The organism is Rufibacter soli (assembly GCF_054781795.1).
The window spans coordinates 178,117-196,051 of the sequence record NZ_BAAGTS010000001.1 but is presented as its reverse complement, the minus strand read 5'-3'; the positions used below and the strand labels follow the sequence as shown (position 1 = coordinate 196,051).

The 17,935-nt window shown below is 53.1% G+C and carries 16 protein-coding genes and 1 pseudogene; 11 read left to right on the top strand and 6 right to left on the bottom strand.

The window, feature by feature from the left end; all coding sequences use genetic code 11:
• Positions 1-49: 49 nt before the first annotated feature.
• The 11 genes and pseudogenes from ACYVJQ_RS00820 to ACYVJQ_RS00770 all read left to right on the top strand — a co-directional run bounded on the left by ACYVJQ_RS00820 (position 50) and on the right by ACYVJQ_RS00770 (position 9,098).
• Positions 50-670, top strand: coding sequence for a hypothetical protein (locus ACYVJQ_RS00820; protein WP_460891166.1), 621 nt, complete (start codon positions 50-52; stop codon positions 668-670).
• Positions 671-768: 98 nt separating this feature from the next.
• Positions 769-2,325, top strand: a complete 1,557-nt coding sequence (locus ACYVJQ_RS00815) for a M28 family metallopeptidase (protein ID WP_460891165.1) — start codon at positions 769-771, stop codon at positions 2,323-2,325.
• Positions 2,326-2,499: 174 nt separating this feature from the next.
• Positions 2,500-4,149 carry a beta-N-acetylhexosaminidase gene (locus tag ACYVJQ_RS00810; protein WP_460891164.1) on the top strand — a complete coding sequence of 550 codons (1,650 nt, stop codon included), beginning with the start codon at positions 2,500-2,502 and terminating at the stop codon, positions 4,147-4,149.
• Positions 4,150-4,297: 148 nt separating this feature from the next.
• The gene (locus ACYVJQ_RS00805; protein WP_460891163.1) at positions 4,298-4,489 is read left to right on the top strand and encodes a hypothetical protein; all 192 of its coding nucleotides are present in this window, start codon (positions 4,298-4,300) and stop codon (positions 4,487-4,489) included.
• A 7-nt stretch (positions 4,490-4,496) separates the two neighbouring features.
• Entirely contained in the window at positions 4,497-4,964 is a 468-nt protein-coding gene (locus tag ACYVJQ_RS00800; RefSeq protein ID WP_460891162.1) for a hypothetical protein, read from the top strand.
• A gap of 242 nt (positions 4,965-5,206) precedes the next feature.
• A complete protein-coding gene (locus ACYVJQ_RS00795; protein WP_460891161.1) occupies positions 5,207-5,788 on the top strand; it encodes a DUF4142 domain-containing protein in 582 nt (193 codons plus the stop codon).
• 18 nt (positions 5,789-5,806) lie between these two features.
• Positions 5,807-6,359: pseudogene (locus ACYVJQ_RS00790) on the top strand (DUF4142 domain-containing protein).
• A gap of 66 nt (positions 6,360-6,425) precedes the next feature.
• The gene (locus ACYVJQ_RS00785) at positions 6,426-7,085 is read left to right on the top strand and encodes a DUF4142 domain-containing protein (protein WP_460891160.1); all 660 of its coding nucleotides are present in this window, start codon (positions 6,426-6,428) and stop codon (positions 7,083-7,085) included.
• 114 nt (positions 7,086-7,199) lie between these two features.
• Positions 7,200-7,811 (top strand): DUF4142 domain-containing protein, encoded by a 612-nt coding sequence (locus ACYVJQ_RS00780; protein WP_460891159.1) that lies wholly within the window; start codon positions 7,200-7,202, stop codon positions 7,809-7,811.
• Between the two features lie 143 nt (positions 7,812-7,954).
• A complete protein-coding gene (locus ACYVJQ_RS00775; RefSeq protein WP_460891158.1) occupies positions 7,955-8,620 on the top strand; it encodes a DUF4142 domain-containing protein in 666 nt (221 codons plus the stop codon).
• A gap of 214 nt (positions 8,621-8,834) precedes the next feature.
• A complete protein-coding gene (locus tag ACYVJQ_RS00770; RefSeq protein WP_460891157.1) occupies positions 8,835-9,098 on the top strand; it encodes a hypothetical protein in 264 nt (87 codons plus the stop codon).
• A 166-nt stretch (positions 9,099-9,264) separates the two neighbouring features.
• Here ACYVJQ_RS00770 and uvrA read toward each other — a convergent pair whose 3' ends face one another.
• The 6 genes from uvrA to ACYVJQ_RS00740 form a co-directional block, all read right to left on the bottom strand.
• The gene (gene uvrA, locus ACYVJQ_RS00765) at positions 9,265-12,297 is read right to left on the bottom strand and encodes an excinuclease ABC subunit UvrA (RefSeq protein WP_460891156.1); all 3,033 of its coding nucleotides are present in this window, start codon (positions 12,295-12,297) and stop codon (positions 9,265-9,267) included.
• Between the two features lie 217 nt (positions 12,298-12,514).
• On the bottom strand, positions 12,515-13,159 hold the full coding sequence (locus tag ACYVJQ_RS00760; RefSeq protein WP_460891155.1) for a hypothetical protein: 645 nt from the start codon (positions 13,157-13,159) through the stop codon (positions 12,515-12,517).
• A 254-nt stretch (positions 13,160-13,413) separates the two neighbouring features.
• The gene (locus tag ACYVJQ_RS00755) at positions 13,414-14,526 is read right to left on the bottom strand and encodes an alanine racemase (RefSeq protein WP_460891154.1); all 1,113 of its coding nucleotides are present in this window, start codon (positions 14,524-14,526) and stop codon (positions 13,414-13,416) included.
• 248 nt (positions 14,527-14,774) lie between these two features.
• Positions 14,775-15,401, bottom strand: coding sequence for a PepSY-associated TM helix domain-containing protein (locus tag ACYVJQ_RS00750; RefSeq protein WP_460891153.1), 627 nt, complete (start codon positions 15,399-15,401; stop codon positions 14,775-14,777).
• A 143-nt stretch (positions 15,402-15,544) separates the two neighbouring features.
• On the bottom strand, positions 15,545-16,408 hold the full coding sequence (locus ACYVJQ_RS00745) for an LOG family protein (protein WP_460891152.1): 864 nt from the start codon (positions 16,406-16,408) through the stop codon (positions 15,545-15,547).
• 207 nt (positions 16,409-16,615) lie between these two features.
• Positions 16,616-17,872 (bottom strand): ABC transporter permease, encoded by a 1,257-nt coding sequence (locus tag ACYVJQ_RS00740; protein WP_460891151.1) that lies wholly within the window; start codon positions 17,870-17,872, stop codon positions 16,616-16,618.
• Positions 17,873-17,935: the final 63 nt, after the last annotated feature.

The following is a 17,935-nucleotide window of genomic DNA, read 5'->3' as shown; positions in this document are numbered from 1 at the left end:
GCCCGGACGGGGTGCGTTGTGATTGACGCCAACTTTTCAGATATTGTACATGAAATTTCTGTTTACCAACTTCATGCGTTTCAAGCTTTTATCTTTTTTATTTTGTTTTTATTGCTTGTCTGAGGTGTACACGGCTGTTGCCTGGGCGCAGGCCCCCAGAACCGAGGCGCAGGTGATAAAAGATTTCCTGCGCTACCTGTCTGAGCAGGCTGGGGAGCATAACCGGGTAGACAAAACCATTCTTCCAGTGCCCTTATCAGAGATCTATCTGAATGACTCGCTGCTGGCCAAGGTCAATTTCTCAGATGAGTCCAGGATCATGGCCCGGCAGGGATGGTTTGGGGCGGGACCCATGCTGCGTCTGGACTACAAACTCACCAAGCAGGATTTTGCGCACATCAAAAACCGCGTAAGAAACCAAGCTAAATTTGAATGGACCCAGGAAGATTTTCCGGAGAATATTATGGTGCTGCAGCAGTTGAACCTGGCACCGGCTGCCTATTACGCGTATTCTTACCCCATTGTGCTCCTCAAGAAAAACCTGGTGCTGGTAAAACGGCATTTCCACTCAGAGCGTGCCGGTAGCCGCTGGACCTGCCTGGAAGTCTACCGTATCATCAAACCCGGGCAGTATGAATTTGAAAATTGTTACCTTAGAACAGACAGGTAGTAATTCTTTTCGCCTTTTGGCTACTAATACCAGAACCGGGTCCCTGTCCTCTTTTCTTTTCTTTTCCTATTCCACTACTTCAAAACAAACAAACACTCATGAACAAAGCGTTTTTATTCTTACTGGGTGCTTCCTTTCTGGCCATGCCGGGGGTTGCCCAAACCGTAGAGCCTTTAGATGCGGCCGTGGTGGAGAAAATCCGCCAGGAAGGGCTTAACAAGTCGCAGGTAATGGACATTGCCTTCTACCTCACAGACGTGAACGGCCCGCGCCTTTCCGGGTCTACCGGTCTGGCCAAAGCCAACCAATGGGCTAAGGACAAGTTAACCTCCTGGGGGCTGAAGAACGCCGTGATTGAGCCTTGGGGCACATTTGGTAAGGGCTGGGAAGTAGAGAAATCGTACCTGGCGCTCACCAAACCCTATTACCAACCCATGATCGGGTCACCTAAAGCCTGGACCCCCGGCACAAACGGCCCGGTAAAGGCCCAGGTAATGCTGGTGAAAGCCACCCAGGAAGAAGACCTGGCCCAGTACGCCGGCAAATTGAAAGGCAAAGTGGTGATGATGGAAGTGATGAACCCCATTAAAACCACGTTCACGGCCGACGCCAGCCGCTACACAGATGAGCAGCTACAGAAATTAGCCGAACCAGTGCAAGCCACAGCCGGGCGCACACCCATGACCGAGGAGCAGATGGCTGCCATGCGCGCGCGCCGTGCGTTGGTAGGCAAGATGAGCGAGATGTTCCAGAAAGAGGGAGCCGTGGCTATGTTTAGTGGCCGGAGCGGATCACACGGTACATTCTTCACTAGCAACGGGGCCTCTTACGCGGTAGACGCGCCACAAGCCCTGCCTGAGTTTGAGATGGCCCAGGAAGACCTGGCCCGTATGAGCCGCCTGCTGGCTGCCGGCATTCCGGTAGAGGTAGAGCTGGAAAGCAAAACCCGTTTCCTCACCGAAGACCCGCAGGGCTACAACGTGATCGCGGAGATTCCGGGCACCGACAAAAAGCTGAAGTCTGAGATTGTGATGCTGGGTGGCCATATTGACTCCTGGCACGCCGCCACCGGCGCCACGGATAACGCCGCTGGGGTAGCCGTCATGATGGAAGCCGTACGTATTATTAAAGCCCTGAACCTGCAACCAAAACGCACCATCCGCATTGCCCTTTGGGGAGGCGAGGAGCAAGGCTTGTACGGCTCGCGCGGCTACGCCAAGAAGCACTTAGGCGACCCAGCCACCATGAAACTGTTGCCAGAGCATGAGAAGATTGCTGGTTATTTTAACCTGGACAACGGGTCTGGCAAGATCAGAGGCATCTACACCCAGGGCAATGAAGCCGTGGCACCATTGTTCAATGAGTGGATGAAACCGTTTAAAGACTTGGGCGCCACCACCGTGACCAACCGTAACACCGGCGGCACCGACCACCTCTCTTTTGACGGCTTGGGTCTGCCTGGCTTCCAGTTCATTCAGGACGGCTTGGAGTACAACACCCGCACCCACCACACCAACATGGACACCTATGACCGCCTCCAAGCCGATGACCTGAAGCAGGCCTCGGTGATTGTAGCCAACTTTGTGTACCAAACCGCCATCCGCAAAAACAAGCTTCCCCGCAAGCCGCTTCCGGTAGCTAAGCCGCAGTCATAAGCTGACGTAGAGCAAATTAAAACATGCTCTTACCTTGAATCTTATCGGCCTTTCTTCAGGTAATCTGGGGAAAGGCCGTTTTCATGTTGACACTATCAGAGATAAGCCGTTACTTTCACAGTGTCTTCTGTTTTAAGCCCAAAAAACCAAAAACAGGCCCAAACTAGCTTAACTATGAAAAACCTCTGGTGTCTATTCTTGCTGCAGGCCTTGGTGCTTCTCTCTCTTGGGTGCGAGGCGCAGACCTTGCTGGTCAATAACATTGTGCCCAAGCCCGTGTCTTTCACTGCCACCGGTGACAGACCGGTAGAAATAGACAAGCATACGGTTATCATAGCAGATACCAACTACCGGGAACAGGCCGTGTACCTGCAGGAACTGCTGCAAAACCAGATTGGGCTTGCCCTTGAGATAGCCACACCGCAAACCAAACTGGGACGCCACACCAGAATCATGCTCCTGCATGACTCCGTAGAGGCCAACCGCCCAGAAATGTACTGGCTGGAGGCGGGGGCGCACTACATCAGGTTAAAGGCCCGCGATGTGCCGGGCATGGTGCACGGCATACAGACGCTACTGCAGTTGCTACCGCTCAAGCAGGTGAAAGAGGTGAAACTACCCACGGTAGAGATCAAGGACTACCCCCGGTTTGCGTACCGCGGCATGCACCTGGACGTGAGCCGGCATATCTTCCCCATGGCCTTCCTCAAGAAATACCTTGATTATCTTGCGTTCCATAAATTCAACAACTTCCATTGGCACCTCACAGATGACCAGGGCTGGCGTCTGGAAATCAAAAGCTATCCTAAACTCACCAGCGTGGGCGCTTGGCGCAACTCAACCCTTATTGGGCATTTTAAGGCCGAGCCGGCGCGTTATGACTCTACCCGCTACGGCGGTTTCTATACCCAGGACCAGGTGCGCGAGATTATTAAATACGCGGCCGTGCGGGGCATTAACGTCATCCCTGAGATTGATATTCCGGGCCACAGCCGGGCTATTATTGCTGCTTACCCAGAGTTCAGTACCAAACCAGATTCTGCCTGGCAGGTAGCCAACACCTGGGGCATGTACAACCGGCAGAACAATGTGCTGGCCCCTAACCCCGCTACGTTCAAATTCCTGGAAACCGTTTTTGGGGAGGTGGCCGACCTGTTCCCGTCTGAATACATTCACCTGGGCGGTGACGAGTGCAGCAAGATCTGGTGGAAAGCCAGCCCCAGCACCCAGGCGTTCATGCAGGCCAACGGGCTCAAAGATGAGAAAGAGCTTCAGACCTATTTCATCAAAAAAGTAGCTGGGTACCTGGCCGCTAAAAACAAGAAAATCATTGGCTGGCACGAGATTCTGGAGGGCGACCTGGACACCACCGCGGTGGTCATGAACTGGCGCAGTGATAAAGAAGGGATTGAGGCCGCCCGGCGCAACCACCGCGTGATCATGACCCCGGGCAGTCCGCTCTATTTTGATGCCTACCAATCCAAAGACCCCAATGACAGCCTGGCCATACACGGCTACAACCCATTAGATGCTGTCTACAACTATAATCCGGTACCAGCAGAACTGAAGAAAGCCCGCCTGGACAAGTACATCATGGGTGCACAGGGCAACGTCTGGACCGAGTACATGGAAACCCCTTCTAAGGTAGAGTACATGGTCTTCCCGCGCATGACCGCCCTCAGTGAAGTGCTCTGGACCGACCCCGCCAAGAAAGACTATGTAGACTTTAAAAGAAGGCTTAAGGGGTTCATTCTGCCCAGGTACCAAGCATGGGGCAGTGGCTACTTTAAAGACTTTGAGCGCTGGACCGCGGCAGATAAGTAAGTCCCTTATGGGTTAGTTGTGGGGAAGATACTATTCTGGCTACCATGGCGTTAGAAGAAAATAGACAGTTAGCCGTTAGTATACCTTTTTCTGGTGATTGGGGAGTGCGCGCAAGTGCTTATCTTTACTGAATACCCTTTGTTCTTTTATGAGTAACCGCAACGTCACCGCCAACATGTTGCTGAACGGCATGTTAGTGATCTCTTTTCTTATTCTCATGTACAACCTGGAGCACCCCAATATTCTGGTGCCTTTGTTGGCTTTTATAGGGTTTATCACCTTTGTTGGCTTTAAAATTGTGCTGGTGCTTAGGCACAGGAAAAGTAATCCCTCAAAATAGTACGCGTATGGAGACCTTCTTTTTAAATCTTTCGCCGTCTAAGCAGAATGCCTCTACCATTTCCTTGCTGTACCTTTTCATGGCGCTGGTGTTTCTGGTAGTGGGCGGTGTTGGGGTATACAAGCAATATGATGCCCAGGAAACAGTGTTAAGCGTCTATGCCCTACCGCTGCTCCAACTGGCGTTGGCCATTGCCTACGGCATAGTGGCCTGGCGGCGCAGCAAACCGGCCGGCAAACGGTATGTGCAGGTAACTGAAGAGCACCTGGAGCTCAAGCTGCAGCCCCGGCAGGCACCACTTACCCTTCTCTGGAGTGAGATAAGCCTGTTACGGGTACTGCCAGACCGGCTTATGTACCGTCTGGTTTCCGGGCAGAGCGGGGAAATCACCTTTGACTCCATTCCCGAAGAATACGAAGACACCGTGCGCGAAGCCATCCGGCAGGCCGGCAAACGAAAAGGTGTAAGTCTGTAATACCATAGAAGCCACGTCGGCGTACGCCGATGCCAAGGTGTTTTGGGCCTGTTTTTCTGAAAACAGGCCCAAAACACCTTTTTCTTTTTAGGCAGTTCGCCTTGCTTGCTCCTGTCATTCTTCTGGGTGTGCTGCCCAACAAAAACAGTGGGCAAAAACGGCCAATATCAACCCTATGTGATGCAGGCCGTAAAATAAAGCAAACAGGGACTACCTGTAAGCCATACGTACAAGATCTAACTATGAAAAACTACCTGTTCTACCTGCTTTTTGCAGCGGGCGCGACATTGGCCACCGGGTGCGGCAACTCGTCTGATTCTACTTCTGTAGATGCCGCCGGGAAACACAATGAAGAACTGCTGGAGAGCACAGGCAAAGACGAAAAAGCCGGTTGGTTTGTGGCCAAGGCCGCCAGCGCCGGCCTCTTTGAGGTAGAACTGGGCCGCCTGGCCAGCAGTAAAGCGGTTGACCCCCGGGTGAAGAAGTATGGGCAGATGATGCTGGACCATCACACCCAGACCAATGCGCAACTCAAGCAAACCGCAGACCTGAAGAACCTCATGGTACCCACCACGCTGAGCGATGACCACCAGGAAATCTACAATGAGATCATGAGCAAGTCGGGCGTAGCCTTTGACAAAGCGTACATGGAGGCCATGGTGAAGGACCACAAGCAGGTCATCAAAGAGTTTGAGGAGATGGCGGAGGAAGGAAAAGATATGGAGATTAAAAATTTCGTCACCAAGACACTGCCCACCTTGCGGGCGCACCTGGCCCAGGCAGAACAACTGGAGGAATTGGTAGAGGAACTTCCAGCAAAATAGCGCCCAGTGAAAAAGCATATGCTTCTTAAAGCCAGGGCAGGCAAGGCGTTGCTCCTGGGTAGCCTTCTATGGGCCACTGTTGGTTGTGCCACTACAGATCTTGGCGGCAACACCGGCGGCACTGGCACCGGAACCACTTCTTCGGTGCAGGCAGACCAGACCTTTATTGAAACCGCGGCCGGCGGGCAGCAATTGCGTTTGCGCCTGAGTGAGGTAGCCGTACAGAAAACCGCCAGCCTTGAAACCCGTGAATTCGCGAAAGCGGTGATGACCAACCACACCAAAAGCGTAGCTAAAGGGAATTGCGCAGCAACTTAGAATCACTTACCCCAGCGCGCTGCCCTCTGGGAAACAGGCGGTGTTTGACCGGGTAACCCAGCTTTCCGGGGCAGACTTTGACCGGGCGTTCGTGCGGGAAATGGAGGTGGCCTACCAGCAGGATATCTCGCTCTACCAGAATTCGGCCACGGCAGCCGGTAACCTGGCGCTGCGCGGATATATCATCAAAACCACCCCTGTGTTGCAGGGGCAGCTCAGGCTGGCTACGCAACTCAAAAATATTCTGCCGTAACTGTTATTGGGCCTGGCACACTTAGCAGGTGCCCGGTAACGCAACCCTTACCTTAACCCAAGTACTATGAAAAAGATAGGATATATGATGGCATTGACGGTGCTGGCGGCCAGTACCGCTTGCAGTAAAATAGATGCCAATACGTCTAATAATGTCCCCACCACTGATGCTTACGCCGCCTCTGTGACGGCCGCCAGTGCAGCCGGCACTACCTCGGCCAGCCCGGCAGACGCCGTGGTGCAAACTGGCACCAGTACCGTGCCTGGCGGCATGATGTACGGGGCCAGGGTCATCACCGAGGCCACTTTTCTGGCAGAGGCGGCCAGCAGTAGCCAAATGGAAGTGCAGCTGGCGCAGTTGGCCCTGGACCGGTCGGCCCATCCAGAGGTAAAGACTTTCGCCCGCATGCTCCTGGACCACCATACCAAGGCCAACAAAGAACTGATGGACCTGGCCACGGGCATGAATATGACGCTTTCCGGTACCCTGTTGCCAGAGCATCAGAAAATAGTTGACAAGCTCTCTAAGCTAACTGGCCGTGAGTTTGACAAGAAATACATGGATGACCTGGAGGAAGTGCATGAACAGGATATTGCCCTGTATGAGGTGATCAGCAACAAGGCACCTACCACTTCCATTAGGGCTTTCGCTATCAGGACGCTGCCTGTTTTGCGCACCCATGAACATCAGGCAGATGAACTGGAAGACAAGGTAGAGAAACAATAACCAATAGATAGAACACGAAAGAAAGGCTGGCCTCATTTGGGGCTGGCCTTTCTTTTTGCGTTTCAACCACAAGCCTTGCCGGTCGTATAGTTACATAGGCCAACTATATAAACTATGAAACAACAACTACCTCTCCTTCTAACTTTTGTATTGGCCGCTGGCATGGGCTGTAGCAGCACAGACACTTCCTCAGACACCACTTCTGTTTCTACCGCTGAAACCGCTCTCTCTGATAGCGCGGCTACAACCCTTACCACCGCAGCAGGGGCCCGGGGAACAGGCCTTTCCTCCACTGACATGTCTGACGCCGCTTTTCTGATAGAGGCCGCCAGCAGCAACCTGATGGAAGTGGAACTGGGTACCTTGGCAGCCGAAACCAGCACCGATGCAGAGGTTAAAAAGTATGGGCAGATGATGGTAGACCACCATACCAAAGCCCATAAGGATCTACAGGTAGTGGCGGCCTCTATGAAGGTAGAACTACCCACCACCTTAAACCAACTGCACCGTGAGATGGCCGACCAACTGAAAGGCAAAACCGGGGCTGGCTTTCAAGAGGCCTATATGGATTTAATGGAGAAAGCCCATAAACGGGACATAGACATGTTTGTGGCCAAAACTACCAGCGCTGAGAACCCGGCCGTCAAAGATTTTGCCGTGAGGATGTTGCCCATCTTGCGGTCACACCTTGAAATGGCAGATCGCCTGGAAGACACCGTAGATTAATAGGTTCTCCCTAGTGTATAGAAGCCCGTTTGCCGCCTATAAATTGGCTTTTAAAAGAAAGAGTGGTATTTAACCCCGTTAACCTACAGCCGTATAAGTGTCAGATAATAGGTACCACATTCTTCGCCTTACCTCTAAAAACTATGAAAAAACTAATGCCACTTTTTGCGGCTGGAGCTCTATTGACCGCTTCTGCCTGCAATACCTATACCGCCACCACAGACCCCGCCGACCTGGCCACCGGCTACAGCATCACCCCTAGCCCTGCCGCTACCAACCTCACCAACAGCCGGGCCATAGCAGAAACCAACAACAACGCCACCTTTGACAACCCCGCCACGGGTGCTACCCCAGACAGCGCCATGGCCACCCAAAACCCGGCCCAGGACTTTGTGATGAAAGCTGCCAGCGGCGGTATGATGGAGGTAGAGGCCGGCAAATTGGCCAGCACCAAGGCTAAGGACGCAGGGGTGAAACAGTTTGGTCAGCGCATGGTAACAGACCATTCCAAAGCCAACACCGAGCTCAAGGCCCTGGCCGCCAAGAAAGGAATCAAGCTTCCTCCCTCTCTATTGCCTGAGCACCAGCAGCACCTGGACATGCTGTCCAAAGCCCCCGCCGGCGCTGAGTTTGACTTAATGTACATGCAGCACATGGTGGAAGACCACAATAAAGACGTGCAGGAGTTTGAGCGCCAGTCTACCACCGGCCAGGACGCCGAGGTAAAGGCCTTCGCGGCGAAAACGCTGCCCGTGCTCCGCGAGCACCAAAAAGCCGCCCAGGCCCTTTATGACAAACTGAAGAAGTAACTTTCTTTCTTGAAGCATAAACAGAAGGCTCCTCTTTCAAAAAAAGAGGAGCCTTCTGTTTTAGAGCCATTTTTAGAAAAACAGGCCTGAAACGGCTTTGAACCAAATTATCAATTTGACTCATGTCGAAAGTATTCGCTGGTGCCTGGCTCCGGAAAATGGAGATTGTTTTTTGCGAAGCTGGAAGTACCTTTGGGCAAACTTTACGAAACCCATGAAACATCTAATGCCTTTTTTCGCGGCCTGCGCTCTGTTGGTAGGTTCTGCGTGCTCCACCTATACATCTTCCACAGACCCCAATGACAAAGGCTCCGGAACGGCGCTGGGCGAAGAAATAACCACCGAGGCCCCCGTAGCAGAGGCGCACGCCCCAGCTGCTGCCACTCCTGCTGACACTACTACCGCTACTGCCGCTACCGCTGCGCCCGCTGATTCAGCTGCAGAGAAAGCCGTGCCTGCGGCAGAAGCTGCCCACTAGAAATAACAGCTCTTTTCGCTTTCGCGCCAGCGTTCAACCCTTGGCTAGCTGGGGTAGAACCGAAGGGAGAATTACCGTGCTATAAACAGAAAAGCCCTGCTCCCAGAGCAAGGCTTTTCTGTTTATGCTGTTTTGGGGCTATTTTCCTAAAAACGGGCCCAAAACGTTATTCTGCCTTTTTCTTCCGGCCCGGGGTTTTCTTTTCCTTGGCCGGGGCAGAGGCATTTTCAGCGGTGGGTTCTTTCTTCTTGCGGCCCCGGGTCTTCTTCTCGGGTGCTTCCGCTGGGGCCTCGTCTTCCGGTTCGGGTGCTTCCTCTACAAACACCGGGGCGTCTACATAAAGGCTGGTGCGTAACTCCTCGGCCAGGAAGCGGGCGGTGTAGCCCAGGTTCAGGGCGGCCACTTCCTCAGGGGTACCTTGGGCCACAATGAAGCCGCCTTTGGCGCCGCCTTCGGGGCCAATGTCAATCACGTGGTCTGCTACCTTGATCAGATCCATGTTGTGCTCAATAATGAGTACGCTGTTGCCTTTGTCTACCAAGCGGTTCAACACATCTGAAAGGTGCTCAATGTCCTGGAAGTGCAGACCCGTGGTAGGCTCATCCAGAATGTAAAGCGTACGGCCGGTGTCTTTCTTGGAGAGCTCGGTGGCCAGCTTCACGCGTTGGGCCTCACCGCCAGAAAGCGTGGTGGCCTGCTGCCCGAGGGTGATATAGCCCAAGCCAACATCATTGAGCGTTTTGATCTTGCGCAGGATGCGGGGCTGGTGCTCAAAGAACTCAGTAGCCATCTCCACGGTCATGTCCAGCACATCAGTGATCGACTTGCCTTTAAAGCGAACTTCCAGGGTTTCACGATTGTAGCGTTTGCCTTTGCAGGTCTCGCAGGGCACGTACACATCTGGCATGAAGTTCATCTCAATGGTGCGCATGCCGGCGCCCTCACAGGTCTCGCAGCGGCCGCCCTTCACGTTAAAGGAGAACCTGCCTGCGGCGTAGCCTCTGATCTTGGCCTCGGGCATAGACGCAAACAAACTCCGGATCTCAGTGAACACGCCGGTATAGGTGGCGGGGTTAGAGCGCGGCGTGCGGCCAATTGGGCTCTGGTCTACCTCAATCACCTTGTCAATGTGGCTCAGGCCTTCAATGCCCTTAAAAGGAAGCGGCTCGCGCTTGGCATGGAAGAAGTGCTTGTTGAGGATAGGGTAGAGGGTGTCATGGATGAGCGAGGATTTCCCGCTGCCCGATACGCCCGTCACGCAGATCAGCTTGCCCAGGGGCAGTTCCAGGGTCACGTCTTTGAGGTTGTGGCCGGTGGCCCCGCGCAGAATCACGCTCTTGCCGTTGCCTTCGCGCTTTTGGCGGCGCACGGGAATGCCGCGGCGATAGCTGAGGTAATCTGCGGTAATGGTGCCGCTCTCCATCATCTCCTGCGGCGTGCCGGCCGTTACCACCTGCCCGCCATGGATGCCCGCACCCGGACCTATGTCCACCACGTAATCGGCGGCCAGGATCATGTCTTTGTCGTGCTCCACCACTACTACGCTGTTACCCAGGTCGCGCAAATCCTGCAGGGCCTTGATGAGCTTCTCGTTGTCGCGCTGGTGCAGGCCAATGCTGGGTTCATCCATGATGTAGAGCACGCCTACCAACTGCGTTCCGATCTGGGTGGCCAATCTAATCCGCTGGCTCTCGCCCCCGGACAGGGTACGCACGGAACGGTGCAGGTGCAGATATTCCAGCCCTACGTCTACCAGGAAGCCAATCCGCTTGCGGATCTCTTTCAGGAGTTCGCGGGCAATCATGTTCTGGCGCTCGCTCAGGCGGTCCTCCAGGTTGGCAATCCAATTGGCCAGTTCCTGGATGTCCATTTCAGAAAGCTGCCCAATATGCTTGTTGTCCAGCTTGAAGTGCAGCGATTCCTTTTTCAGGCGGTAGCCGTTACACTCAGGGCAGGTGCTTTGTTGGGTGTATTCCTGAATCCAGGCGCGCACGTTGTCTGAGTCAGACTCCAACTGTTTCTTCAGGAAGTTGATAACGCCCTCAAACACGAAGGGTTCTTTCTTGCCTTTGGGGTCCTCCTCCTCAAAGCCGTACATGAGCTGGTGCCAGGCCTCTTCCGGAATCTCTTCAATAGGGGCCATCAAAGACAGCTTGTGGCGCTTTAGCAGGGCCTGTATCTGCGAGAAAATCCAGATGTCACGGTACTCGCCCAAGGGCGCAATACCGCCCCGGCTGATGCTCACGCTCTTGCTGGGCACGATGGATTCCTCGGTGAGTTCCTCAATCTCGCCTAAGCCGTTACACACCGGGCAGGCCCCGTACGGCGAGTTAAAGGAGAAGGTGTTAGGCGCCGGGTCATCATAGGCGATGCCGGTGGCCGGGTCCATTAAATGTCTTGAATAGAACTGGGTCTCATTGGTGTCAGCGTCCATGGCCAGGGCGGTGCCTTTGCCGTGCTGCAACGCATTCTGAATGGAGGTAGACAGGCGGTAGCGATCATCTGCACTAGGCACCAGCTTGTCAATCACGATCTCAATGTCGTGGATCTTGTAGCGGTCCAGCTGCATTTTAGGGGTGAGTTCCACCAGTTCGCCGTCAATGCGGGCCCTGATAAAGCCCATCTTGCGTATCTGCTCAAACAGCTCGCGGTAATGACCTTTACGGCCTTTCACCACGGGGGCCAGAATGATGGTGCGCTTGCCGTTGAAGTGCTCCAGGATATGCTGCACAATCTGGTCATCAGACTGCTTGATCATCTTTTCGCCGGTCACGTAGCTGTAGGCCTCGGCGGTGCGGGCGTAGAGCAAACGCAGAAAGTCATAAATCTCCGTGATGGTACCCACCGTAGAGCGCGGGTTGCGCGAGGTGGTTTTCTGCTCAATGGAGATCACCGGCGAAAGCCCTTCAATCTTATCTACGTTAGGCCGCTCCAGGCCTCCAAGAAACGAACGCGCGTAGGCCGAGAACGTCTCCATGTAGCGGCGCTGCCCCTCGGCGTAGATGGTGTCAAAGGCCAGCGAGGACTTGCCGCTGCCCGAGATGCCCGTAAAGACCACCAACTCATTGCGGGGTATCTTGAGCGAGATATTCTTGAGGTTGTGTTCCCGGGCGCCGTACACTTCAATGAAAGGTACATCCACGGTGGTAGAGGTTTTATGTTTGGCTACAGGCGTAGCGGCAGATTCTTTTGGCGTCATCCGACTCGGTTCGGTTTAAAGAGCAAAGGTAGGCATTCCCGCGCTAGAATAGGAGCGGGCCGTGCATCTCTTCTTAACCGAAATTACCGCAGAATAGTTTAGGGGAGGGCCGGAGTTTTTAGTTGCTCCACTCCTGGCCCTTTCTCAATTGAAGACGGGAGTTTTTCAGTAAAAGCGTTTTGAGACTGTTTTGGGGAAAAGAGGCTGGAAACAAAAGCTAGTTTCTGATTGGAGGTGGTGGAGGGGGTAGATCGGGTGGAGGTAGGGGGCGCATAGCAGAAAATATAGGGCGAGAGAGGACTGGCCTTAAAACACTATCCTCGTTCAAGTTAACCGTGGTATCTAAAGACTGAATATTTTTTCCGTTGGCTAATAAGGCCATTACCTCTCCCTTAATGTCTGCAAACCCAAAGTCATAGCGGAAAGCAAAATCCTTGGTGATTGTATCAGATTTTATGACCCCAATATAATCTTTACCACAATATAAGCCACCTTCATAAAGTGTAGGGATACTGTTATTGCTTTTCCTTGTAAGGGTTTCGCGGACAAACCTAACAATCTTCTCATTTCTACTTAAATCTTTGATTTTGCCAGATACTTGGCCTTTAGTAAAGTAAGCCGTACTATCCAAATGAAAAGCCTTTTCATAAAGTATAAAGCTATCATTAGCTAAATCAACAAAGAAAAAATTTGCTATTCCGCCATGAAGCTGATTTCCAGAAGTAACTGAATCTGCAATCCCTAGAGTGATGAGCGTAATACTTTGCTCAAGGTCGTTATCTGTTTTTCTCTGAGCATTATTTTCACAACCTAAGGTAAGGCAGAGGAAACAGAAGAAAAGTAGAAGTCTGGTGCGCATCATGTGAGTAGACCGGTAGTGAAGGTATAGTGAGTAGATGCGTTTTGGGGTTGTTTTCCATAAAACAGACTCAAAACGGTCACTTTCCTTCTGTCATCTTGGAAAGATCTTGTAGGCAAACTAGAAAAGCTTTGTAGTAGGCGCTATTACTGTTTGTTCACAAGATCCTTTCAGGAAAACAAAAGAGGGCAGAGAAACCCAAAGCAGACTTTATCTAAAACTCCCCTCTCTATGGGAGAAGGGGCCGGGGGTGAGGTTCACACCACCCCACTCAAATGCTCCAGCCGCTCACCCTCCAACGTCACATACCCCTTCATCAAATCTGCCGCCAAGCAAGAGTGCACCGGCAAAACGCCCACCAATCCTCCTAACTTAAAATGCTTCATCAAGTCATGGGTGGTGTGCACCACGCCGTGCTCCTGTGACAGAGAAATGACTGAGGTTTGGGGCAAAGGTTCTCCCCAGCCTTTTTCAGTGAGCGGCACTACCAGCCCGAAGATGGTGCTTCCGTTGGGCAAGGAAAGCGCGTCTTTGGAGAAGTGGACCGCGCCGCCATAAAGAATGACTTCGTTTCTTTCAGGGTGTAGGGCTACTATGGGGCAGGCCACGGCCACGGCAATATCTTGCAGGGTACAGGAGCCAATTTGGTTTTGAGTCAGGTCATAGAACACAAAGTTGCCGGGGCGTATTTCGTCAATACCGGTAAAATTATCTATGACGCTGCAACTGGGCGTGTCTCCAATAGACAGTTCTAGTTCGGACCAGGCAGGCGCATACCGGGCTTTCAGGGCCTGCATTTTCTCTAGGGTCTGTTGGTGAATGGAGGCGATAGTGCCCAAGTGGCGGGTCTTATAGGTGTGGCCGGCGTGCGCCAGGAAGCCGCAGAAAGAGTGCTGGGGGGTATTGGCCAGTTCGGTCATGACCGCGTCCAGGGCCACAGTGTCTTTGGGCATGATGCCCGTACGGCCGTAGCCAGTGTCAATCTTCACCCACAGGTGAACCGGTACAGACAGGTTTTTCCGCAGAAAGGCCACGTCATCAGCAGAGGTAACCAGCAGGTTTAAGGTGATCTGTTTCGCCAGTTTGGCGATCTGAGGTAATTGCCTGCGGTTGAGCGGGAAGGCGATGGTAATATCGGTCCAGCCATGGTGGGCAAAATAGGCGGCCATCTTCACCGAGGAAACCGTAATCTCCGTGACCCCTTCTTCTTTGAACCATTCGCCTACCTGTTTAGACTGGTGGGTCTTGAAGTGGGGCCGGAAGCGTACCCCGGCCCGGCGGGATTTCTCTGCCATGCGCCGAATGTTGGCGCGCGCGATCTGCTGGTTCAACAAAAGCGTAGGTTCTGAAATCTGGTCAAGATAAGTCATAGCCGTAGAGTTGCAGTGTATTAAAGATACACGTTTACCGCACAATCTCAACTTATTCAGTAAAAAGCCAGGCGTCTTGTTGGCGGGCTAGGAAATAGAAATCCAGGCGGGTGCTGTTAATAAAAACAGATGGCGGCTAGTTTATGCACCAGCGCTAGGCTTGCGTTTTAAGGGTGTTTTCTGAAAAACGGGCTTAAAACAGAAATTAAAACAACCAGAGGCTAGTGTCAGACCAGCCTCGCCAGTTATCAGGCGCGGAGCGGCCGGGCGGTGCGGGGCCGGTTTAGAGGGGAGACAGGGGCAGGTTTCTCCTGTTTCATGCGCTTGGGTCCGTACCAAAGCCAGAAGCCGGTAATGGTGAAGATAAGCAGCGCCACGCCCATAATGGTGCTGTAGATGACTTTCAGGACGCCGCTTTCCACGCCCAGCCACCGGTCCAGGACGGTGCCGTCATGCAGGTGCTCAATAAAGTCGGCGCGGCGGCTTTCCAGGTGCAAAAGTTGTCCGGTGGCCCCGTCTATCTGCACGCCCACGTAGCCTTCCACAAACGTGAACTTAGCGGTGCCTTTGTCGGGGCGGAGGTCAATGCGGTCAAGAGTAAGGGGCGTCTCCTGGCCCAGGGAGTCCCGCACGGCCTGGAAGGCATGATGGGTGAGGCTATCTACCGGCAGCCAATCTTTGAGATTGGTAGAGGTGCCGGTGTGGGTTTTGGCCAGAATCGCGCCGCCCGTGTGTTTTTTCCAGCCCAGCAAAAGCCCGGTAATAGCCAGCACAAAGAAAAAGACGAACAGCAGGGCGCCCGTGATCCGGTGCACTTTCCGGAAATCGCGGAGTACGCGGGCTTGTTTCTGTCTTTTGGTACTGTCTGTGGTCATGGCGCGGGGGCGGGGTTGCCTGTATAACTCCTGTTTCTCCAAAGTTAGTGTATTCCGGCAAGGCCTGAAACCAAAAGAGCCCCGAATCGTTTCGGGGCTCTTTTTCTAAAAACAGGCTTAAAACAGGCCCGTTGCGGTTTCGCTTAGAAGTTGGGAGACAGCAGGTATTTGCTGTAGAACTCATCAATCACGGTCACGGCATCGGTGGCGTTGTCTACTAGGTGCACCAGGTCCAGGTCTTCTGGGCTGATGTTGCTTTCCTGGGTGAGCATCACGTCTTTGATCCAGTCAAACATGCCACCCCAGTAGGCTTTGCCCACCAGTACAATCGGGAATTTGCCAATTTTCTTGGTCTGGATAAGGGTGATGGCCTCAAACAGCTCATCTAGCGTACCAAAACCGCCAGGCATACCAATAAAGCCCTGGGCGTATTTCACAAACATTACCTTGCGTACAAAGAAGTAGTCAAAGTTGATGATCTTGTCTGGGTCAATGTAGATGTTGTTGAACTGCTCAAAGGGCAGCTGAATGTTCAGGCCCACCGAGCGGCCGCCCTCTGAGTGGGCGCCTTTATTACCGGCTTCCATGATGCCCGGGCCACCGCCCGTGATTACGCCGTAGCCGTGGCGCACCAGTTTGGCGGCAATCTCCTCGGCCATTTTGTAGTACGGGTTCTCGGGCTTGGTTCGGGCAGACCCGAAGATAGACACGCAGGGGCCTATCTTGGCCATTTTCTCAAAGCCTTCCACAAACTCAGACATCACCTTGAAGATCTGCCAGGAGTCTGCGATCTTGATCTCGTTCCAGTTTTTGTCTGTGAACGCCTCTCTAATGCGCTTGTCATCATCACTGATCACCGGGCTTTCGCGCTTGGCTATTTTCTTGGCTTCCTGCAGGGAAGGCACCTTGTCATCGTTTACATTGGGTTGAATGATGGTGGTGCCGCTTCCGGCGTTCTGAACCTCATCATGCAATTTTGTTTTACTCGTCTTTCTCAACTTCGTCATAGATCAATCATGTATTAAGCCCATTTACGCGAAAAAAGCCAGTAAAGGGCACGTCTAAAATTATATTATGGTTATTTTCTGGGTGCAGGCCCCAGATTTTGTGTAATTACCTCTGGTTGGCTGGTGGTTTTGTTCTGGAAAAGGCGCAGGCAGCAACGCGCACATGGAAGAGTTGGTCCATAGCATCATGTAAACGTAAGGTTTTGCTTATTTAGACCTGATGGCAATTACCGGGTCCAGATGGGAGGCGATCACGGCCGGGATAATGCCGGAGAGAACGCCAATCACGACCGATACGCCCAACCCCAGCAAGATGTTTCCGGGCGTAAGGATTATATCCAGCGTGCCCATGGGAATTAAGGTGATCAACGAGACCAGCAGGATACCCACACCCCCGCCAATCAGGCTCAGGAACACAGACTCAAACAGGAACTGGAACAGGATGAAAAAATTCTTGGCCCCCAGTGATTTCTGAATGCCTATGATGTTGGTACGCTCTTTCACAGACACAAACATGATGTTGGCAATGCCAAAGCCACCCACCAGAATGGAGAACCCGCCAATTACCCAGCCGGCAATGCCAATGATGGAGAACATCTCGCCAATGGCGTCTGCCATCATTTCTGAGCGGTTCACGGCAAAATTGTCTTCCTCATAAGGCTTGAGGCCGCGCACGGTACGCATTTTGCCTTTTACCTCGTACTCCAGGTTCTGCAGGCCCGTGTCTTCTACCTTGCCCTTGATCATGAGCGTAGGCTGAATGCCCCTCGGCCCGCCGGCAAACATCTTCCCGAAAGCCCCAAAGGGCACATATGCGTTCTTGTCATTGGTAGGCAGGCCCTCAAACAGACCGGCTCCCTGTTTCTCCATCACGCCCACCACGGTGAACTTCTGGCCCCGTATCTTAACATCGCCGCCCAGGGCACCGCCGTATGGGAAAATGTTTTCTGCTATCTCAGCGCCAATAATGATTACGTTGCGGGCGCCCTCCACCTCCTGGTGGGTAAAGAATCGTCCCTCCTCAATGGGCACCTCGGCTACTTTGTTAAAGTCTTTGGAAACGCCCTGCAGCATAAGCCCGCTCATGCTGTTGTTGCCATGCTTGAAGGTATTGCCGCCCCGGCGTGATACCATGGCCACGCCTTCGGCGTTTTCCAGCGTCCCTTCCAGGTATTTGAATTCGCGGCTGTTGGCGGGTGGTCGCTGCATGTACTTCCACCACGGAATGTCCTCGCCGCCTTTAAAAATCCAGGGGAATTTCTCTACATAGATAATACGCTCGCCCACAAAGCTCATGCTCTCCCGTATGCTGCGCTCCAGAGAGTCTACAATGGTGAACACAGAGATAATGGCGAAGATACCAATGGTTACCCCCAGCAACGAGAGAATGGTGCGCAGGAGGTTAGCCCGCAGGGCCTGCCACGCGAACCTAAAACTCTCTAACACCAGCCGGAAGTAGATCATAAGGAAATTACAGAATTATCTGGGTGAAAAGGAATGCGTTCACGGTGAAACGGTTACAGGCCT